This window comes from Actinomadura opuntiae, from assembly GCF_030283205.1.
Taxonomy (GTDB): domain Bacteria; phylum Actinomycetota; class Actinomycetes; order Streptosporangiales; family Streptosporangiaceae; genus Spirillospora.
In genome coordinates this window covers 365,594-392,128 of record NZ_JASNWF010000008.1, presented here as the reverse complement: position 1 = coordinate 392,128, position 26,535 = coordinate 365,594, and the positions used below count along the sequence as shown (strand labels likewise).

Annotated in this window: 27 protein-coding genes; 15 read left to right on the top strand and 12 right to left on the bottom strand. The window is 68.5% G+C overall.

The window, feature by feature from the left end; all coding sequences use genetic code 11:
• Positions 1 to 104 precede the first annotated feature (104 nt).
• Positions 105 to 959 carry an NmrA family NAD(P)-binding protein gene (locus tag QP089_RS20020; RefSeq protein WP_285913223.1) on the top strand — a complete coding sequence of 285 codons (855 nt, stop codon included), beginning with the start codon at positions 105 to 107 and terminating at the stop codon, positions 957 to 959.
• A gap of 19 nt (positions 960 to 978) precedes the next feature.
• On the opposite strand, the gene QP089_RS20015 is transcribed toward QP089_RS20020, so the two are convergent.
• Positions 979 to 1,473 (bottom strand): MarR family transcriptional regulator, encoded by a 495-nt coding sequence (locus QP089_RS20015; protein WP_285913222.1) that lies wholly within the window; start codon positions 1,471 to 1,473, stop codon positions 979 to 981.
• A 791-nt stretch (positions 1,474 to 2,264) separates the two neighbouring features.
• Between QP089_RS20015 and QP089_RS20010 the strand changes: the two genes are divergently transcribed.
• The 3 genes from QP089_RS20010 (at position 2,265) to QP089_RS20000 (ending at position 4,052) form a co-directional block, all read left to right on the top strand.
• Positions 2,265 to 2,729, top strand: a complete 465-nt coding sequence (locus QP089_RS20010) for a hypothetical protein (protein ID WP_285913221.1) — start codon at positions 2,265 to 2,267, stop codon at positions 2,727 to 2,729.
• 92 nt (positions 2,730 to 2,821) lie between these two features.
• The gene (locus QP089_RS20005) at positions 2,822 to 3,070 is read left to right on the top strand and encodes a hypothetical protein (protein ID WP_285913220.1); all 249 of its coding nucleotides are present in this window, start codon (positions 2,822 to 2,824) and stop codon (positions 3,068 to 3,070) included.
• A 67-nt stretch (positions 3,071 to 3,137) separates the two neighbouring features.
• The gene (locus tag QP089_RS20000; RefSeq protein ID WP_285913219.1) at positions 3,138 to 4,052 is read left to right on the top strand and encodes an alpha/beta hydrolase; all 915 of its coding nucleotides are present in this window, start codon (positions 3,138 to 3,140) and stop codon (positions 4,050 to 4,052) included.
• A 179-nt stretch (positions 4,053 to 4,231) separates the two neighbouring features.
• Here QP089_RS20000 and QP089_RS19995 read toward each other — a convergent pair whose 3' ends face one another.
• Positions 4,232 to 4,924 carry a TetR/AcrR family transcriptional regulator gene (locus QP089_RS19995; protein ID WP_285913218.1) on the bottom strand — a complete coding sequence of 231 codons (693 nt, stop codon included), beginning with the start codon at positions 4,922 to 4,924 and terminating at the stop codon, positions 4,232 to 4,234.
• Positions 4,925 to 4,977: 53 nt separating this feature from the next.
• Here QP089_RS19995 and QP089_RS19990 point away from each other — a divergent pair, with 53 nt between their 5' ends.
• Positions 4,978 to 6,108, top strand: a complete 1,131-nt coding sequence (locus tag QP089_RS19990; protein WP_285913217.1) for an FAD-dependent oxidoreductase — start codon at positions 4,978 to 4,980, stop codon at positions 6,106 to 6,108.
• A 72-nt stretch (positions 6,109 to 6,180) separates the two neighbouring features.
• Here the strand turns inward: QP089_RS19990 and QP089_RS19985 are convergent, their stop codons facing one another.
• The 3 genes from QP089_RS19985 to QP089_RS19975 all read right to left on the bottom strand — a co-directional run bounded on the left by QP089_RS19985 (position 6,181) and on the right by QP089_RS19975 (position 10,039).
• On the bottom strand, positions 6,181 to 7,308 hold the full coding sequence (locus QP089_RS19985) for a GDSL-type esterase/lipase family protein (RefSeq protein WP_285913216.1): 1,128 nt from the start codon (positions 7,306 to 7,308) through the stop codon (positions 6,181 to 6,183).
• Positions 7,309 to 7,670: 362 nt separating this feature from the next.
• Entirely contained in the window at positions 7,671 to 8,942 is a 1,272-nt protein-coding gene (locus QP089_RS19980) for a PucR family transcriptional regulator (RefSeq protein ID WP_285913215.1), read from the bottom strand.
• A gap of 152 nt (positions 8,943 to 9,094) precedes the next feature.
• Entirely contained in the window at positions 9,095 to 10,039 is a 945-nt protein-coding gene (locus tag QP089_RS19975; protein WP_285913214.1) for an NADP-dependent oxidoreductase, read from the bottom strand.
• A 120-nt stretch (positions 10,040 to 10,159) separates the two neighbouring features.
• On the opposite strand from QP089_RS19975, the gene QP089_RS19970 reads away from it, so the two are divergent.
• Positions 10,160 to 10,657 carry a MarR family winged helix-turn-helix transcriptional regulator gene (locus tag QP089_RS19970; protein ID WP_285913213.1) on the top strand — a complete coding sequence of 166 codons (498 nt, stop codon included), beginning with the start codon at positions 10,160 to 10,162 and terminating at the stop codon, positions 10,655 to 10,657.
• A gap of 90 nt (positions 10,658 to 10,747) precedes the next feature.
• Here the strand turns inward: QP089_RS19970 and QP089_RS19965 are convergent, their stop codons facing one another.
• Both QP089_RS19965 and QP089_RS19960 read right to left on the bottom strand, forming a co-directional pair.
• Positions 10,748 to 11,185: a hypothetical protein gene (locus QP089_RS19965; protein ID WP_285913212.1), complete on the bottom strand. Its 438-nt coding sequence runs from the start codon at positions 11,183 to 11,185 to the stop codon at positions 10,748 to 10,750.
• Positions 11,182 to 12,060 carry a hypothetical protein gene (locus QP089_RS19960; protein WP_285913211.1) on the bottom strand — a complete coding sequence of 293 codons (879 nt, stop codon included), beginning with the start codon at positions 12,058 to 12,060 and terminating at the stop codon, positions 11,182 to 11,184. Before QP089_RS19960 ends, QP089_RS19965 begins: the two co-directional genes overlap by 4 nt.
• A gap of 272 nt (positions 12,061 to 12,332) precedes the next feature.
• Here QP089_RS19960 and QP089_RS19955 point away from each other — a divergent pair, with 272 nt between their 5' ends.
• Positions 12,333 to 13,232, top strand: coding sequence for an ArsR/SmtB family transcription factor (locus QP089_RS19955; RefSeq protein ID WP_285913209.1), 900 nt, complete (start codon positions 12,333 to 12,335; stop codon positions 13,230 to 13,232).
• Between the two features lie 5 nt (positions 13,233 to 13,237).
• Here QP089_RS19955 and QP089_RS19950 read toward each other — a convergent pair whose 3' ends face one another.
• Positions 13,238 to 14,203 carry an ATP-grasp domain-containing protein gene (locus QP089_RS19950; RefSeq protein WP_285913208.1) on the bottom strand — a complete coding sequence of 322 codons (966 nt, stop codon included), beginning with the start codon at positions 14,201 to 14,203 and terminating at the stop codon, positions 13,238 to 13,240.
• A gap of 232 nt (positions 14,204 to 14,435) precedes the next feature.
• On the opposite strand from QP089_RS19950, the gene QP089_RS19945 reads away from it, so the two are divergent.
• The 6 genes from QP089_RS19945 to QP089_RS19920 all read left to right on the top strand — a co-directional run bounded on the left by QP089_RS19945 (position 14,436) and on the right by QP089_RS19920 (position 19,969).
• Entirely contained in the window at positions 14,436 to 15,059 is a 624-nt protein-coding gene (locus QP089_RS19945; RefSeq protein WP_285913207.1) for a TfuA-like protein, read from the top strand.
• A 40-nt stretch (positions 15,060 to 15,099) separates the two neighbouring features.
• Positions 15,100 to 15,276, top strand: coding sequence for a hypothetical protein (locus tag QP089_RS19940; RefSeq protein ID WP_285913206.1), 177 nt, complete (start codon positions 15,100 to 15,102; stop codon positions 15,274 to 15,276).
• Positions 15,277 to 15,330: 54 nt separating this feature from the next.
• Positions 15,331 to 16,524 (top strand): YcaO-like family protein, encoded by a 1,194-nt coding sequence (locus tag QP089_RS19935; RefSeq protein ID WP_285913205.1) that lies wholly within the window; start codon positions 15,331 to 15,333, stop codon positions 16,522 to 16,524.
• Positions 16,521 to 17,816 carry an MFS transporter gene (locus QP089_RS19930; protein WP_285913204.1) on the top strand — a complete coding sequence of 432 codons (1,296 nt, stop codon included), beginning with the start codon at positions 16,521 to 16,523 and terminating at the stop codon, positions 17,814 to 17,816. Before QP089_RS19935 ends, QP089_RS19930 begins: the two co-directional genes overlap by 4 nt.
• Before the next feature lies 1 nt (position 17,817).
• Complete coding sequence (locus QP089_RS19925; RefSeq protein ID WP_285913203.1) at positions 17,818 to 19,071, top strand: ATP-grasp domain-containing protein; 1,254 nt, start codon at positions 17,818 to 17,820, stop codon at positions 19,069 to 19,071.
• Between the two features lie 259 nt (positions 19,072 to 19,330).
• The gene (locus tag QP089_RS19920; RefSeq protein ID WP_285913202.1) at positions 19,331 to 19,969 is read left to right on the top strand and encodes a carbonic anhydrase; all 639 of its coding nucleotides are present in this window, start codon (positions 19,331 to 19,333) and stop codon (positions 19,967 to 19,969) included.
• Positions 19,970 to 20,036: 67 nt separating this feature from the next.
• Here the strand turns inward: QP089_RS19920 and QP089_RS19915 are convergent, their stop codons facing one another.
• From QP089_RS19915 to QP089_RS19900, 4 genes are all read right to left on the bottom strand, one after another.
• Positions 20,037 to 21,092 carry a YihY/virulence factor BrkB family protein gene (locus tag QP089_RS19915; protein WP_285913201.1) on the bottom strand — a complete coding sequence of 352 codons (1,056 nt, stop codon included), beginning with the start codon at positions 21,090 to 21,092 and terminating at the stop codon, positions 20,037 to 20,039.
• 213 nt (positions 21,093 to 21,305) lie between these two features.
• Positions 21,306 to 22,136, bottom strand: a complete 831-nt coding sequence (locus tag QP089_RS19910) for a DUF3618 domain-containing protein (protein WP_285913200.1) — start codon at positions 22,134 to 22,136, stop codon at positions 21,306 to 21,308.
• 41 nt (positions 22,137 to 22,177) lie between these two features.
• A complete protein-coding gene (locus tag QP089_RS19905) occupies positions 22,178 to 22,468 on the bottom strand; it encodes a phage holin family protein (protein WP_285913199.1) in 291 nt (96 codons plus the stop codon).
• 658 nt (positions 22,469 to 23,126) lie between these two features.
• Positions 23,127 to 23,987 carry an SAM-dependent methyltransferase gene (locus QP089_RS19900; RefSeq protein WP_285913198.1) on the bottom strand — a complete coding sequence of 287 codons (861 nt, stop codon included), beginning with the start codon at positions 23,985 to 23,987 and terminating at the stop codon, positions 23,127 to 23,129.
• 881 nt (positions 23,988 to 24,868) lie between these two features.
• Here QP089_RS19900 and QP089_RS19895 point away from each other — a divergent pair.
• Entirely contained in the window at positions 24,869 to 25,156 is a 288-nt protein-coding gene (locus QP089_RS19895) for a hypothetical protein (protein WP_285913197.1), read from the top strand.
• Between the two features lie 443 nt (positions 25,157 to 25,599).
• A complete protein-coding gene (locus QP089_RS19890; protein ID WP_285913196.1) occupies positions 25,600 to 26,388 on the top strand; it encodes a DeoR/GlpR family DNA-binding transcription regulator in 789 nt (262 codons plus the stop codon).
• Positions 26,389 to 26,535: the final 147 nt, after the last annotated feature.

Below are 26,535 nucleotides of genomic sequence, written 5' to 3'. Positions count from 1 at the left end.
GCAGTCCGCTCGGCGTTCCTCCCCGGCGATGCATGTCATCCGAGTTCAGTATAATATGAGAGTCATAGTTTATTTAGCGCGTATGAACGACGAAGAGGGGCACCGTGATCCTGATAACCGGAGCGACCGGCACCATCGGACGCCCGCTGGTCGACCTGCTGGTCGGCGAAGGCGCCAAGGTTCGTGCCGTCACCCGTGATCCGCAGCTTGCCGACCTCCCCGCCGGTGTCGAGGTCGTAGCGGGAGATCCGTCGCAGCCCGACACGATCGCCGCGTTCCTGGAGGGCGTCAGCTCGGTGTTCCTCCACCCGCGCGCCGTCGGGGAGGCCGCCGGTGGCTTGCTGGCACTCGCCAAAGAGCGGGGTGTCGGACGAGTCGTGGCGCTCTCGGCCATCAACGTCGACGATGACCCGGCCGAGCAGCCGTCTCGCTTCCAGGGAGACAGGAACAAGGAAGCCGAGGACGCCGCCGTCGCAAGCGGGGTGGAGTGGGTGAGTCTGCGGGCCGCTTCCTTCGCGGCCAACACCCTCAACACGTGGGCCCCTCAGGTCCGTGCCGGTGACGTCGTCCGCGGTCCGTATGCGTCCTTCGCCGAACCCCTGATCCACGAGAAGGACCTGGCGGAGGTCGCTGCCCGGGCGCTGCTCAGCGCCGAACTGACGGGCGAGAAGCTGCGGCTTACCGGCCCGCAGTCCCTGTCCCACCAGGAGCTGGTGGACATCATCGGCAACGTGATCGGCAGGCCGCTCCGCTTTCAGGAGGTCCCTGCGGAGGCGTTCAAGCAAGGCATGATCCAACGCGGCCTTCCGCAGCCGTTCGTGGACGCCCTGGTGGCTCGGTACGCCCGCGGCGCCGGGCCGGCCGAAGCCGTCACAGATGAGGTGCGAAGGATCCTCGGCCGTCCCGCGCGCACCTACGCCGAGTGGGTCGCCGACCACGCCGCGGCCTTCCAGAGCTGACGGCGTCTATGGCCGCTGCTCAGCCGCCGACCAGTCGGTCGGTCGCATTCTGCCCGGCCTCGGTGGTACGGCGCAGGAAGCCGATGACCAGTTCGAGTTCGGCGTCGGTGTAATCGGCGCAGATCTCCTCCATCGAGGCGTTCATTCCCGAATAGAGCTTGAAGAGTTCGGAGTTGCGGTCGCGCAGGGCCCGGACGGTGACGGCGCGGCGGTCGGACGCGTCCGGGTCGCGGTCGCGGGTGGCCCAGCCGCCGCGTTGGAGCCGATCGAGGATGCCGGTCATCGTGGCAGGGTGCAGGCCGGCACGCCGGGCGAGGGCGGTGGGGCTGAGCGGGCCGTGCCGGTTGATGAGGTCGAGGCAGTAGAAGTCGACGTCCTTGAGTTCGACCTGTGCGCCGACCTGATGGTTGAGCAAGGAGAGTTGAACGCTCAGTTCGCGCAGCGACTCCGCGATCACATGGCTCAGCCGTCGCTGGCGCCGGCGCTGCGCGACATCGGCATCCTCGGGTGTCATGCGCTGACCTTTCCAAGCCATGTACGAAGTTCGTACCATATTGTACCCAAATAATATGGTTCGCTGAAGAGCGGGGTTCGGTGTAGAGAATAGGGACTCGCCGCCGCGTTCGTCGCAGGCGGCAGCGCATACCGCACCGGCTCCCGCAGGTCGGCGATCACGCTCGTTCGGGGGAGTGGCGGGGAAGGCTGCCGCGGGTAAGGGCGGCCACGGTGCTGCGCGGTTCGTCCACGGCCCTGCCGGTGCTCGCGGCTGGAGGCAACCCTGAACGCCTGGCGCGCGAAGCGTTGTTCGCAGCCTTCTGACGGAGCCAGGGCCGCAACCTCGGCAACCACAAGCAGCTGCTCAACCGCCTCCACTCCGGGATCCGGACGCTCGGGGGAGTGAGGCGCCGCCACCCGTGAACTCCGGCTTCCCTGGTCGCCCACCTGCCATCCGTCCGTCCTTAGACGTGCCTCGTAAAATATGTGTTGCATATATTATTGGACAAGTATAAGCTGGCCGAGTCCTGCCGGTCCCTGGAGGTGAAGGAGGCGGAAGAAGGCCGTGCGCAAGGTGGAGTGGAGAGTGAAGCTCATCTTCGCCACCGCGGCCGGACCGGCCACTGAGTCCGCCGCGGCCTGGACGCGCTGCGGCCGATCACGTTCCTAAGCACCGGCAGGGTTCCCGGAGTGAATTTCGAAAGTCACCCCGGCCCTGCGGTCCTGCGGCGCTGCAAGGGAAGCGCAAATCGTCTTGGCCGTCCACTGCAGTGGTGATGGACGGGTTGGCATCCTCTGAAAGGATCCGAAATGCGAAAGCGACAGTACCGTTCCCTCGTTTCCCTGTCCTCCTCGATCGTGGCGGTCCTCGCGACGACGCTGGTAAGCGGTTCCGCTCTCGGTGCAACTCGACCGAGCACCGCGACGAGCGCACGAAACACGACGGGCACGATGGCCGCCGAGAGCACGAGATCCAAAGTGAACAAGAATGTCGAACTCGTGATCGGAGAAACTTCCGTCTCCAGCACCCAGGCGACGCTGGGGAAGGTCACTCTTGAGCTTGTCGGCGGCATAGGGCACGCCGGCGCCACCTACACCTTCCACCTCTGGGTCGGGAACACGCTCTTGAGGAACGAAGTCCACACGTGCACCTACGGTGAGTGCGCCCGCCAGTGGAACATCAATCGGACCTTCTCCAAGGGACTCGTCGTCACCGCCAACATGGTCCCCGCCGGTAGTTCGACAAGCGTCGGAACACCGAAGATCACCCTCTGACCGGAAAACACGCGACGGGACGAGCGCGCAGCCCGCCGGTCTTCGGCCAGACAACTCGTCGATACGAACTCACATCGAAAGGAACCACCTGAATGCGTCTACGCACCGCAGCCGCCGGCGCCGCTACCGCGATCTTCGTGGTCGGCGGACTCAACGCGCCCGCCCAGGCGGCCCCGAAGACGGGCACCAGCCTTCAGTACGCCTGGACGTACGTGCAGAACTACCCGAGCAAGAGGGCCTGCATCGACGCCGGCCAGCAGTACGAACGAGAGGGATGGAAGGCATATAGGTGCTCTCTCGACGGCACGAGCTTCCCTTACGAACTCTGGATTGCCTCATGATTACCGCCTATGTGACGCCCTCGCCCACGCGAATGGCGCCCGCGCTTACCGAACGGAGAGCACGCAGATGTCCGTGAATCGGGAGAAGGTTCGTTTCGTCAGTGGCGATACCGAGTGCGGGGCCTGGCACTACCCGGGCACGAACGGCGCTTGTGTGGTCATGGCGGGCGGGTTCGCGGTGACAAAGGAGCCGGGCACCGACCCGTTCGCGGAACGTTTCGCCGATGCGGGGTTCACCGTCCTGGCCTTCGACCATCGCCGTCTCGGGGACAGCGGCGGCAGGCCGCGCCAGGTGGTGCGCATCAAGGACGAGCTCGCCGACTGGCAGGCCGCGATCGGGTTCGCGGCCACGCTGCCGGGAGTCGATCCAACCAAGGTAGCGCTCTGGGGTTTCTCACTGTCGGGAGGCCACGTCCTGCACGTCGCGGCGCGCGACCCGCGGGTCGCTGCGGCGATCGCGCAGACACCGAACGCCGATTGTCAGGCCATCGTCCGCAACGCCGCGCGTCACCAGACGCCGCTGGCGATGTTGCGCCTGACAGGCCGGGGTGTCCTTGATGCCCTCGGCGGTCTGGTCGGCCGGCCACCCCTGCTGGTCCCTCTCAATGGCGAGCCGGGGACCGTCGCGTTCCTCACCACGCCCGACGCCCTGGAAACCGACAAGGCACTCAACCCCGACAACCGGTACCCGGACTGGCAGCAGGTGGCCGCCGCCCGCTTCGCGCTGAGTCTCGGCTTCTACCGGCCCGGCCGTGACGCGTCCCGGATCAGCTGTCCGCTGCTGGTCCTGGTCTGCGACCAGGACCGGTCCGCGCTCGTCGCACCGTCCGTCGCCGCGGCCGGCCGTGCCGCCCGCGCGGAGCTCGTCCGGTTGCCCGGCGGGCACTACCAGCCCTTCCTCGACGGACACGAACAGGCCGTCGCGGCCGAATTGTCCTTCCTGCGCCGCCACCTGCTGGATCAGTCACCGGCCGATTCCTGAACACCCATAGCTCGACCTCAGCCCCCTTTCGACAACTGCTCGACCTGCGGTGGGGCGGCGCTTGGATTCTTTGTGCGTGTCCTTGTGTCGGGACCTTCTCCATCAGCGTCAGCAGCGCGGCTCGACCCAAGAAGCGGACGCCGACCCCGGCCTCGCTCACATTCGGCACGATCTGAGCGTCACGGCTGTGGACGGGCGAGTTTGGCGGCGACGGCGTCGAGGACCCAGTCCAGGCCGGTCGCAAAGGACACCTCGGCGTCCACCTCCGTGCCGTCGTACACGAACTTGGTCAGCGCCGGGAAACGGCCCGTGTCCAGCATTTTCCGCAGGTACGGGCCGGAGGCGTGCTGCCAGTCGCGCTCGGACAGGCCCGTGGCGCGCTCGGCCCGCAGGTTCGCGATCTCGCGCCTGATCGCGCCGGTGAGGTAGGCGCTGACGGTCTCCACGGCGCGCGTGACGGTGTCGAGGTCGGCGAGGCCGTCGAGGGCCGACAGCGTGGCTTCGGCCACGGCGAGGGCGTTGGGGCCTAGTGACGGACGGCCGCCGAGCAGGTCGGCCAGCCATTCGTGACGGAGGGCGGCCTGCCTGGTGCGGTGGGCGCGGACGCGCAGCACCTCCCGCCAGTCACCGGGCTGCTCCTCGGGCAGGATCTCGGCGTAGACCTCGTCCACCATGAGGTCGAACAGCTCCTCCTTGGTGGAGATGTATCCGTACAGCCGCATCGGGCCGACGTCCAGCCGGGCGGCGACCTTGCGCAACGACACTGCGGCCAGCCCGCCCTCGTCGGCCAGCGCGATGGCGGCCGCGACGATCCGCTGCCGGTCGAGCGGCACGGGGCGAGTCGGCGGCTCCGGCCGGTCCCACACAGTCATGACTACATCGTACTGTTGCGATACAGCGTATTGGCAAAATACAGTGTATTGTCATGAGACATCGTATCGCCGTGGTCGGGGCCGGCCCCGCGGGCCTTACCTTTGCCCGCGTCCTGCACCGCCACGATCACCCCGTCACCGTCCTCGAACGCGACCCCGCCCGCGACGCCCGTCCCCCGGGCGGCACGCTGGACCTGCACGAGAAGCTGGGGCAGCTCGCAATGGACAAGGCGGGGTTGCTGGCGGAGTTCCAGGCGCTGTCGCGTCCCGAGGGGCAGGCCATGCGCATTCTGACCGCGGACGGGACCGTGCTGCGCGACTGGCGACCCGATCCGGATGAGCGGGCCAATCCCGAGATCGACCGCGGGCAACTCCGTGACCTGTTGCTCGGCCCCCTGGACGTTCAGTGGGGGCGACGTGTGACGCAGGTGGTGCCGGGGACCGGGGACGGCGTGCTGGTCCATTTCGCGGACGGGCGACAGGAGACGTTCGACCTCGTGGTCGGCGCGGACGGCGCCTGGTCCCGAGTCCGCCCGGCACTCTCGCCCGCGACACCGCACTACACCGGCGTCACCTCGGTCGAGACCTCCCTGGACGACGTCGACACCCGTCACCCCGACCTCGCCCGGCTGATCGGCGACGGTTCCATGGCCGTGTACGGCGTGAACCGCGCACTCGTCGCCCAGCGCAACAGCGGCGGCCACGTCAAGGTGTACGCCCGGTTCCGCGCGCCGCTGGACTGGAACACGAACCTGAACCGGCGCGCGGACCTGGACGACGTCGAGGCCGTGCGATCAAGCCTGCTGGCACTGTTCGAGGGCTGGGCCGATCCCGTCCTCGAGCTCCTCCGCCGCGGCACCGCTTTTATCCATCGCCCTCTCTATGTCCTGCCCGTGTCGCACACCTGGATCCACGTCCCCGGGGTGACGCTATTGGGCGACGCCGCCCACCTGATGCCTCCATTGGGAGTGGGTGCGAACCTCGCGATGCTCGAAGGCGCCGAACTCGCCGAGTCCATTGCCGCCGGCCCTGGAGATCTGGACGAGACCGTCCGCGTTTTCGAGGAGCAGATGTGGACGCGGGCCGGCAAGTGGGCGAAGATCACGGCGGCCGGTCTGGAACGCCTCGTGAGCCCAGACCCCGCCCAAGCCGTCGCCGTCTTCGACGAAGTCCAACCATCCTGACGCCGAGCACGAAAGCCGTCTCTCACCCTGCGGTGCAACTTGTTCTGCGTCCTTTGTGCACCCAGAGTCGGGTCAGGGGCAGGGGGCGGTGTTCAAGAGGTCCAGGGGGACGGTGTCGGCCATCTTTTTGTAGCCGGTGAGGCTGGGGTGAAGGTTGTCGGGGCTGGCGTAGGCGGGCAGGAGTTGGGAGGGGATCGCGGGGTCGCGGACAGCGGCGTCGAAGTCGACGACGCCGTCGGCGAGGGTCTGGGTGCGGATCCAGGTATTGATCTGCTGCCGATACCGCTCGCTGTCGGGGGCGGTGGCGGTGCCGTCGATGATGGAGTTGGCGGCGGGGGTGAGGGTGGCGAGCCAGATCTTGTTGCCGGCGGTGTGGGCTTCGGCGATGAGCCTGGTGTAGCCGTCCTGGATCTGGGCGGGAGTGACGCCTGGGTGCAGGCCGAGGTCGTTGATGCCCTCCAGGACCAGGACGCCGGTGGCGCCAGGTATCTCGAGGGCGTCTTTCTGGAAGCGGGTCAGGCCGCTGGGACCGTCCATGAGGCCGAGACTGCCCAGCAGTTGGTTGCTGCCGATGCCGGCGTTGACGACGGAGATCGGCAGTCCGGCGGCGTCCAGGCGGCGCTGGAGCAGATCGGGGTAGCGGCCGTTCTTGTCGGCCACGGAGGCGTCGGCGGGGATGCTGAGCTGGCTGCCGCCGACGAAGCCGTCGGTGATGGAGTCGCCGAACGCTACTACCGCGCGAGCGTCCGACTGCACGTCCAGGCCGGTGACCAGCAGCCAGCTGAGCGTCTTGTCGGTGAAGCCGTCCGCAGTGGTGCGGGCGGTCAGGTCTCCGCTGCCGCGGCCTGAGAAGTAGGAGGTGGCGTTGGCGTTCCAGTGCTTGGTGACCGTCTGGGTGGACCGGGGCAGGAACACGCTGACCGCCAGCGGGGTGAACGCCGTGAAGCCGAGCGCGGCCGGGTCGCTGACGACGTCCTGACCGGCGGGCACGGTGACCGAGGCGCCTCCGCGGAAGGTCAGCGGTACCTGCGTGCCGGTCGCGGCGCCCTGGGTCTGCGGTGCGATCGTGACCCGCCCGAACGTCGCCGGGCGGGTACCGAACCGGTTGCTGAGCCGCACTCTGACCGACGAACCGCCCAGGTGCGGGGTGATCACCATGCGGACGGTCTGGTCGGTGAGGGCTGTAGGGACAGCGCCCAAGGAAGCATCGAAGCCCACCGTTGCGTCGGTGGGGCTGGCCGCCCAACCGGCCACCCATCCCGGCGCCGGGCACAAAACGGCCGCACTGCTCTGCTGCGGAGCGGCCGCCGCCGATAACGGAGCTAATCCCGAGGCCGCCAGTACACAGACCGCGGCCAGCGTCCCACTGAGCGGTCTTCGCGCGGTCAATCGCATCTTTATCTCCTCGTCGATCACTGAGCATCTGCGGTGGGATCGGTGCGAAGCACCCCGGCACGAATGCGTGGATCGGCGCCAAGGAGATAGGACCGAACTGAGCGGCCGCTACTACGGACCGCGATAATCAAATTCGACGCACCTAGCAACGTGGTGCGGTAAGGGCGTCATCTCGCGGGTCGGGGGCTGGCGGTGTTCGGTCTTCGCCGGCCGGATGTCTGGCTTTGTTTTCGTCTTCGGCAGTGAAGCGTGAGTTGGCGGGCGCGCAGGGCGAGCTGCATCTCGAATCGCCAGTCGGGATCGTTGAGACGGTCGGGGAAGATCTCCTCGATGCGGCGCATGCGGTAGCGGACCGTCTGCGGGTGAATCCGGAGGAGGGCGGCGACTTCCATGACCGAGCCACCGGTGCTGATCCAGGCGAGGAGCGTTTCGCAGAGGCGGTCGCGCTGTTCCTTCTTGAGCTCGCCGAAGGGGGCGAGTGCGCGCCGGTACAGGACACGCATGATGGCATCGTCTCTGAGCAGATGCATCGTGGCGAGGTGGTCTTCGCTGCGAATGTGCTCCTCGTCGGACAGGACGCCCTGGGACTTCAGGGCCAGCGTCTGACGGGCCAGCGCGAGCGAATGCGCCGCGTCCTCCAACGGGACGGTGGGGCCGAGGGCGAACTCCACACCCCTGAAGGCGCGGCGCAGGTTGTGGAACCGGGCCGGCGACGGGGCATGGGGGATGAGCAGGCACGGATCGGGGTGCTGCAGGTCGGCGAGGATGTCGGCGTCCAACGCTGGAGAGATCATTCGGCTGGCGTCGTAGTCCTCGCTGATCGCCACGCATGCCACGCTGTCGGGGAGCGGCCACCGCGCCGTGAGGGACAGGTCGGCCAGGCGCGTCCGGACGGCCTGCGCGGGCTCGGTCAGCAGGAGTCGCAGCAGCCGTTGCCGGCTCTGCTCGAAGGCGCTGGTCGTCAGGTCGCGAAGTTCGGTGAACGCGCTGACCGACAACGCCGCCATCTCCTCGGTGAAGGCGAAGACGTTGTCGGCCAGCAGGTACATCAGGCGGGGGGAGACGCCGGCCTTGTGCCCGGCCTGGGCGAAGTGCCGCCAGGTGACCCGGGCGCTGATCCGGTAGGCGGCCTGCAGCGCGTCCAGGCTGCGGCCTTCGCGGAACTCGCCCCGGCCCAGGCGGCGGTAGAACTCGGCGTTCCGGTTCTCGATCGGGGTGCCGATGATGAAATGCGCGAGAAGCTGGTGGAGCCCCTCCTCGATGCCGTTCCGGATGGGAGCGCTGGACGCTCCGCCCAGGGGGACGGCGTACTCGGGGATCTGTTCGCGGATCTGGTCGACGATCTCTACCGCGAGGGCGGCCAGTTCGGGGTACAGGAGGGCGGCGATGTCGATGGCCGCGGGACTGGGATCGAGCGCCTCATGGCGGGGTTCGAGCATGGGAGTCCTCTCACCGTCCGGCCCTAGAGGTTAAACGATCGACTAACAATCTGCTAGCCGATCGTTTAACAAATCCAGGCGACCCCGGCCCCGACCAGCGAGCACCGCACGTCCCGACCAGGCTCGGGGATGCGGCTTTCCGGAGGGGTGGGTCAGGCGGTGTCCGGCAGGACGATGACCTTGCCCGACAGGGTCCCGGCGGTCGCGCGGGCGTGGATCGAGGCCAGGTCTGCCAGCGGGACGCGCTCGGTGACGTCGACGGTCAGCTCGCTACGGTCCACACGCGACACGAGTTCCGACAGTTGCCCGGCGTCGCTGCGGACGTAGAGGTCGATGGCTCGCACGCCGCGGTCCTCGTCGGCCGGGGCGGGCATCCACACGGTGGTGCTGACCACCACGCCGCCGTCGCGGACCAGGCCGGCCAGCGCCGCGAACTCGGCGGGGTCGATCGGCGCGAGATTGAGCAGGACGTCGACCGGCTCGGTCACCTCGGTGGTCACCTTGGTGGTGGTGTGGTCGATGACCTCGTCGGCACCCCACGCCTTGACGTGCCCGATGCTGCGGGGGCTGCCGGTGGCGATCACGTGGGCGCCGGCAGCCTTGGCCAGCTGAACCGCGTAACCGCCCACGGCTCCGCCGGCGCCGTTGATCAGGATCCGCTGCCCGGCCTTCAGCTCGGCGTGGTCGAAGAGTGCCTGCCATGCGGTGAGACCGACCAGGGGCAGCGCGGCCGCGTCGGCGAGCGGGACGTTCGTCGGGGCCGGTGCCAGGCTCTCGGCCGGGGCGAGCACGTACTCCGCCGAGGCGCCGTCGTCGACGAACGGCAGGAAGCCGACGACCCGGTCACCGACCTCAAGGCCGCCGACGTCCTCACCCAGCGCGTCGATCGTTCCGGAGACGTCCAGGCCGGGGATGTGCGGCAAGGTCAGGGGCATCGGGCCCTGCATGAGCCCCGCGCGGATGTTGCCGTCGATGCCGTTGAACGTCGTCGCGGCGACCCGCACCCGCACCTGCCCGGCGCCCGGCACCGGCTGGTCGACGTCCTCGTACCGCAGGACGTCGGGGTCGCCGTACTCGTGGAAGCGAACTGCCTTCATTTGGGATGCCTCACATCCGGTCGGCAAAGTGCTTCGAATCCGAAGCACTGTCCGAACCGTAGCAGGGCTTCATCTTCGAAGCAAGTGCTTCGAAGATGAAGCAGCTGATAGGGTGAGGCCATGCCTGACACGCCGCCGTCCCTGGACGCCGCGCAGCTCGGCGCGTACTTCGCCCTCATGGAGGTGGCGGGCCTGCTCCGGCACGCGGTCGAGCAGCAGCTGCGCGAGGCCGGCGACCTCAGCTACGTGCAGTTCCAGCTCCTGGCGCTTCTCGGCCTCGATTCGCCGAGCGGCAGCGAACGCATGACCGACCTGGCCGACGGCGTCGTGTACAGCCGCAGCGGACTGACGTATCAGGCCGGCCTGCTCGAAAAGGCGGGCCTGGTCAGCCGTACGCGCTCCACGGACGACGACCGGGGAGTCACGGTCACGATCACCGATGCCGGACGGGCGCTGCTGGCCAAGGTGCTCCCCGGCCACACCGAGGTCGTCAGGCAGCAGCTCTTCCAACCGCTATCGCGCAAGGACACCAAGGCCTTGGCCGACCTGCTGACGCCGGTGCGCGACCACATGCGCTCGGCACCGCCCCGTTCGGCGACCCCCCGCCGCCAGCGATAACCCCTGCCTTTCGCCCCGGTCAGGCCCCGCAGCGACCCGGGGGAGCGGCGGCCCGCGACGAGTGCGAGTGGCGCGGGCCGCCGGCTTCGATCATTGCTCGCAGTCTGTGATCCAGGAGTGCGAGGCGATGTTGTCGTTCAGTGTTTGGCCGAAACCGCGGGTGTCGGTGCCGCTGTCGGAGTAGTCATCGAACGCGCGCGGCCTGAGATCGGAGATGTACCAGCCGGGACGGATGCAGGTGTAGGCGCCGGTCCAGTTCTGTCCCCAGAAGACGCGCACGTAAGCCGGGTCTCCGGGGTCGGTGTATCCGTTGTCCCAGAGCGATGAGGCCTCGTTTCGGCACGTCCCCCAGTCGCTTGAGTTGCCGTACCAGCGGCAGCGTGTTCCCGTCTCGTTGGTGCCGGTCCAAGCGTAGAAGTATCCGTCCTGGGCTTGCGCGGTGACGGCGGCCTGAGCCGAGGCGGGAACAGCGGTTGCGGTACCCGCGGCGAGGCCGGCGAGGGCCAGGAGTGTGAGCGTTCTCCTCATGATTCTCCGATCATCTGGTGGTGGGACAGGATTGACCGAGCATGGGTTGCTGCCCGGAGCTGCATCCGTGATCCGAGGGCCTCGACGGTGTGATGCTGTTGCCGGAGGACGTCGCGGTAACGCAGGTCGAGTCGGTGCGCGGTTGCGGCGAAGTCCGTGCGGTCAGCGCAGGTCGCCTCGGTCACGGCAAGGTGGATCTCGTTGCTGGGCGCGAGTTGTGCCGCGTTATGAGCTTGCATGGGTGTGGCATAGGGGGACCCGCTGCTTCGCATGCAGGCGGCCCAGTGCAGGAGTGCGGCCTTGAACTCGCTGTCGCGTTGCACCTCTACGCGGCGCATGGCGGCAAGGTCGGTTTCGGTGGTGTCGAATTGGAACCAGGTGCCCAGGTCGCCGTAAAGTCGCCGGTCGGCCTCGGCGCGGCAGCCCAAGCGGCTCCGCCGGACGAGGCCCCCGCTGGGCAGCCGTGCGGACAGGCCAACGGATTGTCGTCCGTTGATGGCTGTGAGCGCGGCGGCCTTACGCGTTGCCGGCAGTGAAGCCAGGTACCGCTGGTTCGGGTCGTTGCGGCGTCGCTCGTCGAGGAGCCGTTGGATATCGCTTCCATATCCGTGCCGGTGTGCCCAGGCCACGTCATCGACGACGTACGGGAAGTTCCATCCTTTGGGGGCCGTCGCGTACGGCCTGATCCAATAGGGGAATCCTCGCCGATTCATGCAGTCGCGGATCAGGACGCTCTTCGCGTCCTCTACCGATGCCTTTTCGGCGGGGGTGAGGTCACGGGCGTAACCGGAGGGCGGTGTTCGGTCAGTTCCACACGCCACCACCGTTGCGCCGATGAGTGCCGCCACGAGACATCGAAGAAGCATCGCCACCATGGTCGGCAGAGTGGACCCGCCCCGGTGCCGGGTTCACCATCTTTCGGTCACGTCCGAATGTCCGCGCCACGGGCGTGGTCGATTGGCCGGTCCGTGCCACCATCTGGATCCCCGCGTGCTGATCATTCACCGTGTGTCCAGAGCCCCGAGGGCGATATCTGTGCGGGGGACGCCAGAGCAGGGACGGTGTTCTTGTGGCTTTGCGGTTCCATCTGACCAGCGATGATCTACCGCGGGTGCGGGTGGCGCCTGGATCCGATCGGCTCTGGGAGGTGCTGCTCAGCGTGCATCTTCTGGGGAAGCGTGAGGGAGCCCTGGCGTTCGACCGATGGCGGCGGCGCACTCGGCCGCGGCTGGATCCGGTGATGCAGCCGCTGTTCGCGCTGGCGCCGCCATGGGGTTACTCAGCGGATTTCCTGACCCCGCCGGACGCCGGCGGTGGTCTGCAAGTGGCTATCGAGACCGTCCTGAGCACGCCGAAGCAGCAGTTGAGACAGAATGCCGACCAGCTACCCGTCCGTCGCCCTTCTAAGGGATTCGTCAGCGCGATACGCCTGGGCGACCCGGAAGCATTACGCGAACTCGGGACGGCACTTAGCCGCTATCACCGGGAAAGCGTCGAGCCTTATTGGGACACGATCGACGCCGGCGTACAGGCGGAACGTGCCCGGCTCGCGCGGGCCTTCCTCGACGGTGGCACCGAAGGGGTCCTGGCCGCGTTGCGCCCGCTGGCGGTGTGGGAACCGCCGGTGCTGAGCCTGCCCCGGCATCCTGCCGACCGCGACATCTACCTGGACGGCGGCGGGCTGATCCTCCAGCCTGCCTTCTTCTGCTGGCGCGCACCAACGACGCTGCGGAGCCCCGACGGTCCGCAGGTCCTCGTCTACCCGATCGAGCACGACCTGACCTGGCTCACTCGCGACGTGACGTCAGCTGTGCGCCCGCTCGCGGCGCTCATCGGCCCTACGAGGGCGGTGGTGATGACGGTCGTCGCCGAGTTGCCGGTCTCGACCACCGAGTTGGCTCGCCGGGCCCATATCTCGGCCGCGTCCGCGAGTGAACATGCCCGGGTGCTCAGGGACGCCGGGCTTCTGGCCTCCCACCGTGACCGTCACCGGGTGTGCCACTCCCTTACGCCCCTGGGAGCCCGGCTTCTTCAAAGCACGAGGTGAGATCCCTACTCGCCTTGGGCGGGCGCGCTTTTCGTCGGGGTTCCTGCCAGGTCTTTCAGGAGTTCTACTTGGGCGGCGGTGATGCCGTGGGGTGTCAGGTCGAGGTCGGTCCGCTCGATCGGCTCCCAGCGGGACACGGTGGGATTGACCTCGATCACGACGGGGCCGTTCGGTCCTTCGACCATGTCGATGGTGGCCAGGTCGAGATTCAGGGCGGAGGTGGAGGCGAGCAGGATCTGCTCGATCTCGGCCGTCAGCGGCGCGGGCGCCCATTTGAGCGGGTGGAAGAGGCTGCGGACGCTGCCGTCCGGTGTGGTGCTGATGTGGTAATGGCAGGAGGCTACGCGGTCACCGATGACGATGGCGCGCAGATCGCGGCCGGGGTTCTCGATGAACGGCTGCGCGCACAGGACATGGTGGCGGCGTAACAGGTGCCATAGGACGATGTCTTCGCGGAGGCCGAGCAGCACTCCGTCTCGGCCGCCGGTTCCGCTCGGCAGGATGCGAAGGACGTCGACTGACGCGTGCCCGAAGACCGGTTTGATGATGACATCGCGCCAACGGTCGAGGCATTCCTCGGCGTCGCGGGTCTGACGCACGGCGACCGTGTCCGGGACGGGCACTCCGGCGGCACGCAAGGTGGCCGCTTGGTGGATCTTGTTCTGGCAACGCCGGAGTGCGCCGGCGGGATTGACGAGGCGGACGCCCTGGTCTTCGAGCATCGTCAGCCAGTCGTACAGGAAGGCCAGATCTCCTTCGGTGTGCCGTGTCAGTACACGCGCGGTCACCACTGCCAGCGAGGGCGTTCCCCAGTTCGATGAAGGGATTGCCAGCCCCTCGATCGTGGGCCGAAGTTCGGAGAACTCGACGATCCGGGTAGGGATTTCCTGTTGCCGCAGGGCCTCCTGAAGTGCGCGAACCTCCCAGTCGGGACCCAGGCGGTCGAGAATCCACACATCATCTGTAGGCAATGTCCGGGCTCCTTCGCTTCACGGGATTCAGGGTGTCATGGTTCGCCGCCCCTGTTCCAGGGTTGAAATGGATCACCCGGCTGTGCTTACGATCTCCTCGATGTCGACTCATGTCTTCGTGGGCCCCACTCTGCCTGGCCGACTGGCTCGGCGGGTGCTTTCGGCGACTTATCTTCCGCCGGCTTCTGTCGGTGATGTGTATCGCGCGACCCGGCGTGGAGCGACCCGTATCGTGATCATCGACGGATACTTCCAGCGGGTCCCGGCGGTCTGGCATAAAGAAATAGTTTTTGCGCTGGTCAACGGCGTCGAGGTGTACGGGTGCTCCAGCATGGGAGCCCTGCGGGCGGCTGAACTGCATCCGTTCGGAATGGTCGGTGTCGGGGCGGTCTTCGCCGCCTACGCAGCCGGTACCTGCGAAGACGATGACGAGGTGGCGGTGGCGCACGAGGGTGCGGACACCGGGTACCGGCCGACGTCCGAGCCGATGGTGAACATCCGTCACGGTCTCTCAGAGGCCGTCCGGGAGGACGTCGTCACTCTGCAAGAGGCGCGCGCACTGGCGCGTTCCGCCAAGGACCTGTTCTATCCAGAACGCCACTGGGAGACCATCCTGGCATCAACCCGGTACTTCCCTGAGCGGCGCCGGGATGTGCTCAGAGATTTTCTTTCCACTGCCGATGTCGACGTCAAGAGGCAGGATGCCATTGCCTGCCTGTCCGGTCTTCGCGACGGCGTTCTTCCTGCTCCGAAGGCTTCCCCGCCCCCGCACTTCGAGGTTACCGAAAGCTGGCGTCTGCTAATGGCGACAGAGGGTGAAGAGGCGATGCTTGACATTGAAGTGAATGATGTGTAAGCCTCGCTGTGGCGAGTATTCACCGAGTTGAGGAGTGTGCATGTCGCACAGCATCAAGACGTCGGTGCACAGCGCCGGTGCCGCCAACGCCGTGAAGACATCGGTGCACAGCGCCGGCGCGGCCAACGCCGTCAAGACGTCGGTCCACAGTGCCGGTGCCGCCAACGCCGTCAAGTCGTCGGTGCACAGCGCCGGCGCGGCCAACGCGGTCAGGTAGGAATCAAGGTCCGGGGGCCGGCAAGGTGCTGCCGGCCCCCGGACCTGGCCTTTCATGCCGACTCCAGAGCAGACCGGTCCGTCCTGCCAGGGATTTGGGGGGACGGTTCCTCCCGGCGAGACCTTCCTGCGTTTCCGGCACCTGATGGAGCCGCTCGGCATCACCCGTCTGGCGAACATCACCGGGCTCGACAGCGTCGGAGTCCCGGTCTATCTGGCGATCCGTCCCCTGGCCCGGTCACTGGTCGTCAGCGTCGGGAAGGGGACAGCCCCGGAAGCCGCCAAGACGGCGGCGCTGATGGAGAGCATCGAAACCTGGCACGCCGAGCAGCCGCTGCCGGGCCGGTCACGCGTTTCACCCCGTCAGGTGCGCGAACGCGGCCTCGTGACCGTGGACCTCGAGGGCATCCCCCTCGCCGTCGACGGTGCGACGGTGTGGAGCGGGGGAGCCGATGAGGCGATCGACTGGGTCGGCGGTGAGGACCTGCTGGCGGGCGAGCGGGTTCTGGTTCCCTACGACATCGTCTCCATGGACTTCACACGGTCCCCGCAGACCGGGCTGGCGCGCAACTCCAATGGCCTGGCCTCGGGCAATAGCGCCGCCGAGGCCACCGTCCACGGTCTGTGCGAGATCATCGAACGTGACGCCGAGACGCGCTGGCGTGCCAGCGAGGACGCACGGCGCGTCGACCTGGCCACGATCGATTCCCCCGCCGTCATCGGCCTGCTGGAGCTTCTGAGCGGCGCGGGGCTGACCACCGTGGTGTGGGACGTGACCTCGGCTGTCGGCATCGCGTGTTTCGGCTGCGTCGTGCTGGCCGACCCCGACACCGAACTGTGGTGCCCGGTCGGGGTGCACGACGGTTTCGCCTGCCATCCTTCCCCGGAACGCGCGCTGTTCGGTGCGATCATCGAGGCCGTGCAGAAGCGCCTCACCTACATCTCCGGAAGCCGAGACGACATCGACCGGGCCGAGATGGCCCGTGCCGCCTCTCCCGAGCTGCATGCCGCGGTCTGGGAGGAGATCTCTTCCTCCGCCGGCCGCCACGACTTCGGCCAGGTCGCCGACCGGTCGACCGGCGCCGCCGAATCCGACGTCCACGTCGTGGTCGACGCGCTGCGCCGGGCCGGTGCCGAGCAGGTGACGGTGGTGGACCTGAGCACCGCGCACGGGGTACCGGTCACCAAGTCGGTCGTCCCCGGGCTGGAGGGGCCGTTCGGCATGTGCCGTCCCCTGGCGGACGGGTGAGCGGCGTCGGGGCCCGGACGGCCGCGGCGAGGGCGTCCACCGTTGCAGGGGACTTTCGGCGGCTGTGGCTGGGGCAGAGCGTCAGCATGGTCGGCGACCAGGTCGCCTTGTTCACCCTGCCGACGGTGGCGATCTTGACGCTGCACGGCGGCAGCCTGCAGGTCGGCGCGCTGCGGGCGGTCGGCACCCTCGCCTACCCGCTGCTGGGGCTGCCTGCCGGTGCGATGCTGGAACGGCGCCGTCGCCGTCCGGCGATGGTCGTGGCCGACCTGGTGCGCTGTGCCGCCTTCCTCAGCATCCCGCTCGCGGTGTGGCGGGACTCCCTGACCATGGTGCAGCTCTATGTGGTGGCGGCTGTGGCGGGCGTGTTCGCGGTCGTGTTCGACATCGCCTCGCAGACCTACCTACCGCTGCTGTTGCCGCCCGAACGGCTCGCGGTCGGCAACGCCCGCATGGAACTGTCCAGCAGCGTGTCGCGGCTGGCCGGGGCGCCGCTGGGCGGTGTCCTCAGCCAGTTTCTCAGCGCAGCCGGCGCGCTGGGCGCCAACGGGCTGTCATTTCTGGCCTCGGTGCTGGGAGTGACGCTGATCAGGGCTCCCGAACCGCGGACGCGGGTGCATGACGCCCACGAAAGCGTGCTGCGGCGGATCGCGACGGGGCTGCGCGTGGTGCGGCACGATCGACTGCTGCTGCCGCTCACCCTGGCCGCGGCCGTCCGCAACTTCGGCATGACGATCGTCGAGACGGTCCTGCTGCTGTTGCTCTACCGGCCCATGCACCTGTCCGCAGGCCAGGCCGGGGCGGTCCTTGCGGCAGGGGCGGTCGCCGCCGTGCTAGGGGCGCTGCTGTGCACCCGCTTCACCGGCCGTTTCGGCCTGGGGACCACCCTGGTGGTCACCGGCCTGGAGGGGGCGGTCTGGCTGCTGACCCCCGCCTCGCTCGTGCTTCCCGGCCCCGTGGTGGTCGTCGTGCTGCTGTTCGTCTCCTCGCTGTGGCTTCCGGTCTGGAACGCCGGCGTCACCACGCTGCGGCAGTCGATCGTGCCGCCCGAACTGCTGGGACGCGTCCATGCCACCGCCCGCACCATCAACCTGAGCGTCATCCCGCTCGGCGCGCTGGCCGGCGGAGCGCTGGCGGCCGGGACCAGTGCCGCCATGGGCGACCGGACCGGGCTGATCCTCACCGTGATGCTCGGCGGCGCAGTGTCGACCCTGTCGGGAGCCATCGTGTTGTGTTCCGACGTCCGTGACCTCAAGTCCAGCGTCGACCCCCGCCTGACCACCGGCACCTGACATGACGAGCCGGAACATCGACGGCGCGACCGGCCCCGCGCGGCCGACCGTCGCGATCGTGGAGGCACTGCCCGCGGGGGCGGACGGACGGCTGCCCAACCACGGCGTCCAGGCACTGCGCGCGGCCAGGCGGTTGGGCCTGCGCACCGTCGTGCTCACCGCTGATCACCGCCCCGCCCTACCGTCTGCGCTGGCCGACGCCTGGATCCACTGCGACACCGCCTCGGCCGATCACGTCGCGGAAGCACTGGCGCCGGTCGCGCCCACCGTGGTGTTCTCCTGGGTCGACCCGTATGTGACGATCGCCAACCGCGCGGCACTGCTGCTGGGCTGCACACGGACCGCCAACCCCGGCAGCCCGGTGACTCTGGCCGACAAGGCCGCGGTGCGGGCACGCCTGGAACGGGTCGGCCTGGCCAACCCCGGCTGGTCGGTTCTGGACGCGACGAGCCCTCCACCTTGGCGCATCCCCCCGTTCCCGCTGGTGGCCAAGCCCGTGGACGGCTTCTCTGGGATCGACACCCAGCGCATCACCAGCGACACGCAATTGCGCGCCATCGTCCGGCGTCACCGCGACCGCCCCTGCTACGGCCGCGGGTTCGTCCCCTCCCACCGGCTGTTGTGCGAGCAGGAACTGGTGGGGCCCCTGGTCAGCGCGGAGGGAACGGTCGTCGACGGGCATCTGTCGGTGTGGGGTTTCACCGACCGCACCCTCGGGCCGCCACCCTGCTTCGTCGAGACCAGCGGGGCCTTCGCCGCCGACGAGCCACATCCCGGCTTGGTCCCGTATGTGCGCAAGGTTCTGGAAGCACTGGATTACCGCACCGGCCCCTTCCATCTGGAAATCATCGTGACCGAGGACGGCCCGGTCCTGGTCGAGCTCAACCCCCGCCTGGCCGGGGCGGGCATCCACCAAGCGATCGACCTCACCACGGCGTCCTCGTGCGCTGAAGCCGTCCTTCACGGTTATCTCGGTGAGTCCGCGGCCCTGCCGTCGCCTCGCGGAGCCGCCTGCCTCACCCACCTGGTCGCCCCGCGCTCAGGAACCCTCCGCAAGATCGCCGGGATCCCCGCCGCCCGCGCCGTCCCCGGCGTCCGCGGCATCGTCCAGAAGATCCCCGACGGCACCGCCGTCCAACTCACCGGATCGAACGCCGACCGCCTCGGTTACGTCCTGACCACCGGCACCACGCGTGCCCGATGCCGCCAGACGGCCACCGCCGCGTTAGCCCGTCTCACGCCCATCATCGAATGAACGCGCCCGACCGGCTGTGGGGACCGCGCGCATGCCGAGGCCGGCCCCCGGTGCTTCGACGTTGACCATGATCGGGTCTCCAGAAGCCTCATCGGCTCTGGCCGGCGTCGAGCTCTTCGATAAGCGCGGTGCCCCGGGCGTGATCCAGAGCCCGCGCGGTTACGGCCGCCCGTCGCCGATCACTCCCCGCCACCGCAGGAGCGGTCAGTGCGACACCCCCGGAGCTTGGCGAGAATTCGGCCTGGCCTAGGCTGCGATCATGGCCGAGATCACGTCGACTCCCCAGGAAGCCTTCGACCTGCTGCTGGCCGGTAACCGGCGCTTCCTCGCGGGCGCTCCGGAGCATCCGAACCAGGACGCGGCGCGCCGTGCCGAGATCGCTCCGGGCCAGCGTCCGTTCGCCGTGCTGTTCGGGTGTTCGGACTCCCGGTTGGCCGCTGAGATCGTCTTCGATCGCGGTCTCGGTGACCTGTTCGTGGTGCGCACCGCCGGTCATGTGATGGGCGCGGAGGTGCTGGGCAGCATCGAGTACGGAGTGCAGGTGCTGGACTGCCCGCTGGTGGTGGTTCTCGGGCACGACTCGTGCGGCGCGGTGGGAGCCGCGTGCGCCGCGCTGGACGACGGAATGACGCCGACTGGATATGTGCGCGACGTCGTCGAGCGGGTGACGCCCAGCGTGCTCGCGGCGCGGGCCGCAGGTCACGTGGACGCCGGCGAGATTCTGGCCGAGCACATCAGGCAGACGGTCGACCTGCTGCTGGAGCGCTCGCGGGTGCTCGCCGAACGGGTCGACGCCGGCCAGGCCGCCGTCGTCGGCCTGTGTTACCGCCTGGCCGACGGCAGCGCGCAGGTGGTGGCAGCACGCGGCCTCGAAGCCGTCGCTGACACCGCATCCTGATCCGGAGCTCCGCCAGGCGCTTCAGCGCCGCTTGGTGCGGGCGCGACGGGGTGACCGGGCACGCGCCTCAGCGCTCGTTGAGGTCGTTGTCGCGGAGGTCTTCCTCGTCGAACTTGCGGGTGTCGCGGGGTTCGACGTAGGGCTCCTGGTTCTCGGGCGTGCCGGCGGCGATGGCGCGACCGCGTTCGAGTTCGGCGTTGAGTTCGGCGCCGAGCAGGATCGCGATGTTGGTGATCCAGACCCAGACCAGGAAGATGATCACTCCGGCGAGGCTGCCGTAGGTCTTGTTGTAGGAGCTGAAGTTGGCCACGTAGAAGGCGAAGGCCGCTGAGGCGACCATCCAGAGGACCAGCGCCAGGATGCCGCCCGGGGTGACCCACCGGAACCCTTGCTTGGCGTTGGGGGCCGCCCAGTAAAGCAGCGCGAACAGGAAGTTGATGACCACCAGCATGAGCGGCCATTTGGCGATGTTGTAGGCGGTCACTGCGGCCGACCCGAACCCGATCATGTCGCCGATCTGGTGGGCCAGCGGTCCGGAGACGACCACGGCGATCGCCGAGGCGGCCAGCAGCACCAGCGTCACCACCGTGATCGCGATGCGCAGCGGCAGCGTCTTCCAGATCGGACGGCCCTCGGGGACGTCGTAGACGGCGTTGGAGGCCCGCATGAACGCGCCGACGTAACCCGACGCCGACCAGACGGCGGCCGCCAGGCTCAGCACCGCCACCAGGCTCGCGCCGCCGCGTCCCTTCTGCAGCTGGGTCAGGGCGTTCACCAGGATCTGCTTGACCGAGCCGGGGGCGATGTCCCCGAGGTTGGTGATCAGGTCCTGGGTCAGCGACTTCCCGCCGAGCCCGACCAGCGACACGATCACCAGCATCGCCGGGAAGATCGACAGGACGCTGTAGTAGGTCAGCGCGGCCGCCCAGTCGCCGATGTTGTCGTCGCCGAACTCGCTGACGGTGCGCTTGACCGCGCCCCACCACGAGCGCGGCGTCAGATCGGTCGGCGCGTCCGGCGTCTTGGTCTCGGCGTCCGGCGCCGGGCGGTCTTCACGCGCCTGGCCGGAGGTGTTGTCCTGGGGGTGGTGCGGCTTGTCGTCCGTGTGGGGGTGCTGGGTCATGCTGCGCCTCGATCTGCCTGTCTTCGGTTGTTCTGGTCGGTCTCCGGACGGCCGGGCCGCCCGGAGCCATGATCACGGGGCGCCCGGCCCGGCCCGGAGTTAGTGGGGGCCGGGCCGGACGCCGGGTCGGGGGACCGTCCTTCACCGCAGCGAAGACGGCGCCTTGTACGCCGGCTTCATCGCGGCACCTTCCTTACTCGTCCGCTGAATCGCTCACCGGCTCCGGCGGGCCGCGCGACGCCGCCGGACCCAGCCGGCCACCACCAGCACCGCAGCCGTGACCGCAGCGCCCTGCAGCCGTGGCGGGGTCTCGGGGTCGGCGGCGGCCCGGCGCGACTGCGCCGCCAACCGGGACGCGGCCACACGGCCGCGGTCGGCGACCTGCGCCGGAAGGTCGCTGTCCTGGATTCTCCGCTGCGCCGCCGTGCCCAGATCAGCGGCCTTGTCCCGCACTTGAGCAGCGGCCTGCTGCGTGGTCTGCGGTACGGCCTGTGTAACCCGCTGCCACTTGGTGGGCGCAGGCACATTCCTGGAACGGCGACGCCGGATCAGGACGACCGCCAGCCCGGCGGCCACCAGCGCTCCGCCCGCGATCGCGCCGCGCCGCGCCTTCGTGCGCGCGTCCTGTGAGGCGGAGACCTCGCGGGCCTTGCTCGCGACGCGAGTGGCCCCCTCCTTGGCCTGGCCCTGCACCTGCCGCGCCACCGAGCCGACCTTCACATCGCCGGCGGCGTCGCGCGCCTGGTGCCAGCGCTGCTGCACCGTCTCGGCCGCCCGCTGCTTGACCTGCTCGGCCTTCTGCTTGGCGCGGGTCGGTACGTCGGCTTTGGCCGCCAGGGCCTCAACGGTGTCTCCCAGGGCCTCGCGAGTGCGTTCGACCTCGGCCTGCAGTTCCTCCGGAGATTCTCCCTGCTCGCCCCGCGCCTCACCGGAACCGCCGGAATCGCGGTCGGAACCGGCGCCGGCAGAGGCGCCGTGTGGGGTGCTGGCGTGGTTACCAGCGGCTTTCTCGGGGGTGTCGGACGACGCTATGTCGTCGGTCATCGAAGTGCCCTTTCCTTGATCGTGACAGTTCCTGCTAGATGTCATCGGCGGCCTTCTGCTCCATCGGGCCGGGGTCGCCGACGTCCGGCCAAGGCCAGCAGCACAGCAGCGACGACCAGCGCGGAGAGCCCCGCCCGCTTGACGGCGTGGTGTCCCTTGCCGCTCAGCGCGGCCACCGCCAACCGCAGCTCACCCCGCACCAGCTCTGACACCTGCTGGGTGACCTGCGTGACCAACTCACCAACATCCGGCTGGTCAGCTTCCCGCCCTCCGGCGCTGACAGCCTCAGAGACCTCAGCCCGGTATCCGACGATCGCGGCGAACTCATCCACAGTTCACCCCGCTCTCCCGGCAATTCCAGCGTCAGCTCGGCGCGCCGCCACACGCCGGCCCTTACGCCCATGAGGGGTGCCCGCTCACACCGCCGTAAACTCTGCGCCCACGCATGCACGCAAGGCGACTGCACACGCCGCAAGAGGTTCGTCCGAGCGAGGACCGAGTGCCACGACGTCCCCACCCCTCTGCAGGACGTCAGTCGGATCGCAACACGTCGTGCGTCGCCGCGGAGCCCGGTGCTAAAGGCAGCCAGGTGCGGGGGAGCCTTGGACTGACCTGTCCAGCTTGCTGGAGCGGTTGAGCGTCGGGGTCAGCAGCTCGTCGACGCTGGTGGCGGCCTACTCGGGGACGGTGCGGAACTGCGGGCCAAGTTCGTGGCTGATGGCGTTCAAGGACGCGTCCTCGGTCTTGAGCGCATGCAATTGGGCGTAGCGTTCGTTCGCCCGCACCACCATCGGTTTGGCCTCCTGACGGCGGCGCTCTCGTCGGCGGTGTCGTCTTGCTCAGTGCTCTTCCAGGCAGGCGCGGTGCGCGTGGGCCGTGAGTGTTTGAGTCAGGTCGTGCCCTTGTGAGTTCCGGCGGTGTGGCTGGCGTTCTGCCGTGACAGACGACCCATACCGGTGCCCGCGGTCGAGGGGCGCAGGAGAGGAGAGGTTAGGGTTTGCGGGCTACGCCGCCGTACCAGTTGACCTGGTCGGCGGGCGGACGGGGAGCGTCGCCCTCGGGACGCCACTCCGACACCAGCGTCACCCCGGGGCTCACCAGCTCCAAGCCGTCAAAGGCCAGTGCAGTGAAGCGATCGCGGGTGCGGGCTTGGGCGGGCACGCCACCATCGCGGTAGGCCTGCTCCAGGCCGTGCACACCCTGAGGGTCGTGTTCGGGAGTGACGTGGGAGGCGACCAAGAAGCTGCCCGGCGCCAGCGTGCGCAGCAGGTTCCGCACGATCTGCTCGGGGTGCTGTTCGTCCACGATGAAATGCAGGATCGCCACCAGCATCAACGCGACCGGCTTGTCGAAATCCAGGGTGTCGCGGACGCCGGGGGCGGCCAGGATCGCGTCCGGCTCGCGCAGGTCGGCGTGGACGTAGGCGGTCTTGCCCTCGGGGGTCCCGATGAGCAGCGAGCGGGCGTGCGCCAGCACGATCGGGTCGTTGTCGACGTACACGACGCGGCAGGCGGGATCCTCGGCCTGGGCGATCTCATGGACGTTGCCGGCGCTGGGCAGCCCGGCGCCGATGTCGAGGAACTGGGTGATCCCCTGCTCGCGGACCAGGTGCCGGACGGCCCGGGCCAGGAACGCGCGGTTCTCCCGGACGGCGACCCGCACGGCCTGCCAACTGCGCGCGGCGACCTCCGCGGTGTCCCGGTCGACCTGGTAGTGGTCCTTGCCGCCCAGGTAGTAGTCGTACATCCGGGCCGAATGCGCGACGGTCGTGTCGATCTCCACCCTTTCGGCGACCGGCCGGGACACGGCGCTGGGCACCTCCCACGCCTTCCGGGCACGCTCGGACACCATGGCCTCCCGCATATCGCTCGTCGCCGCCACAGATGATCATATTCGGTGAGAGCGGCCGGAACGCCGGTTCGGCTGTCTAGGTTCATCCGGTTGGCGGTGCGGCGGGCGCTGCTGCCGGGCTGGCCCTGGCAACGCGCTGCGGCTGAAGACGGCCTAGTTCGGGGACGATCCCGACCTGCGGCATCGGAGACCGATCTCTTATGCCCCCCAGGCACAGAAGGTCAGTCGATCAAGATCGGCGGTATGAGGGCTGCGGGCGGGAGGTGTGCCGGTGCGCGCAAGATCATTCTGCGAATTCTCGGATTTTAAGGTCCGCCTTCAGAACCGCCGGACCTACATGGGCCGTGGGTGCCCGGCATGGTTGCCGGGCACCCACAAGGGACGGACAAGTGGATCGGATTGCCACCGCCACCTCGAGGATACTGGCCGACGAGCAGCCGGGGGGTGATGAGCGCGCGGGACAAAGCCGGATGCTTTGGAGTGAACGGCTGGACGATCAAGGACTGGCCGGCCGAGCGGGAGGCGACGGACGCCGCGTCTCCGTCGTCCTAAACGAGCCGGGCCTCCGATCCGGTTCCCGGAAAGGCCGGAATGCGACTCGCGCCGGATGATGGCTGAGCCGCTGCGTTGAAGTGGCGGCGTCTATTGCTGATTTGCCGGTGAACCCCCTCCTTGTCGCCGGAGGCGTCCGGTATCGCCCAGCGCGGGAACGACATGATGCGTCCGGACAAGTCCGCCGGAATCGCCGTCGAGGCCGCCAGGTGGCCACCGTTAGTCACTTCTGCTATACGTATAGTCACCTCACCTGGTTCAGGGTGGGGAGGGGGCATCCGGTGTCCACATTGGGGGATCCGGGCGTGACAAGGAAGAAAAGGAATCACATGAACTCCTTCAGCTACACCGAGCTGGACAAGCTGGCCGGCGAGGTTCTGCCGGAGCGCGCCGTGCTGTCCACCCTTCTCGTCGGTGGCGACAGCGACAACGACAACAAGAACTTCAACTTCGGCAACGGCGGCGGCCACGACGGCGGCACCACCGCGGTCGTCCCGAACTGCCAGAGCAACATCAACCACTCGCAGGGCGGCCTCATCGGCGCGCTGGGCCTCAGCTCCGAGAACCCCAACACGTCCTTCACCTGCGCCGGCAGCTCGGTGGTCTCGGGTCACTGATCCGATCCGACGTGCTCGCGGGCTCCGGCCCGCATGGGAAGGGCCGGCGTTCTCCCGCCGGCCCTTCCCCCTTTTTGTTTCACCGCCGCGCGACGGTGCGCTTCCCTATTTCGCGTCCGGCCTCCTCGATCGGCCGTTCCTGAAGCATTTTCGTGTTCTATTGCGTGAATCATCGTGCGCGCGCCCATGGGTACGCCGTGGATGCCTGCCGACGAGGTGATCCTTGGCTACGTCCGTGGCGCTCGTCTGGGCAGCCGGAGGATGCGGCGTTCGGGTGGGTTCCTCGGCGAGGGCGAGAGTGCCGCTTGACCTGTGTGGACGTACGTCTCGGTCGGTGCGGCTCCGGTAGTTTTGTTAACAAAGCATCCGGGAGTGTTATCTTCGGTGCCGCCCGGTCTCTGCCGGTAGCCGGTCGCGCGGTGCGGACCACGGGAGGAACGGCCATGAGCAAGGACGGCGGGGGCCCGCGCGGTCCGGAGCGGCGCCGGCAGGACATCGCCGGTGTCGTGTTGTCCGTCGGCTCGGTCACCGCGGCGGAACTCGCCGAGCGTTTCGCCGTCAGCCTCATGACGATCCACCGCGACCTGGACGAGCTCGCCCGCCGGGGCATCGTCCGCAAGCATCGCGGCGGGGTCACCGCCCAGCCGTCAGGGGTGTTCGAGAGCAGCGTGGCCTACCGCCTGAAGTCGATGCGGGCCGCGAAGGACGCCATCGCCGAAAGGGCTGTCAAGCTGGTCGAGCCCGGGATGGCGGTGATGCTGGACGACTCCACCACGGCGCTGGCGCTGGCCCGCCGCCTGGCGGGCATCGTTCCGTTGACGGTCGTCACGAACTTCCTGCAGGCGGTGAACCTGCTCGCCCGCGAGCAGGAGATCCGGCTGATGGCGCTCGGCGGCGACTACGATCCGCTGCACGATTCCTTCCTCGGTGTCTCGTGCGTCGACGCGATCGAGGCGCTGAACGTGGACCTGTGCTTCGTATCCACGTCCGCGGTCGGCGGAGGGTTCGCCTACCACCAGGAGCAGCGCATCGTGCCGGTGAAGCGGGCCATGCTCCGTGCCGCGGCGCGCAGCGTGCTCCTCATCGACCATTCCAAGCTCAACCGCGTGGCGCTGCATCGGGTGGCGCCGTTGTCGGCGTTCGACTGCGTCATCGTCGACGACGGTGCCGGTGTCGAGGCGTTGCGGGATCTCGAGGAGCAGAAGGTGGCCTACGAGCTGGCGGCGTCCTGAGCGCCGCCCCGGCCGCATCGCCGCCCGGAGCTTGTTAACGTTTTCGGCTGTTCTTATCTCACGTTCGGTGAGCCCGAGTAGCCGGTTCCGTCGCCGAGCGTCTTCGCACGCGTCTTGACCATGAGTGGTGTGGTCAGTCCGGTGAGG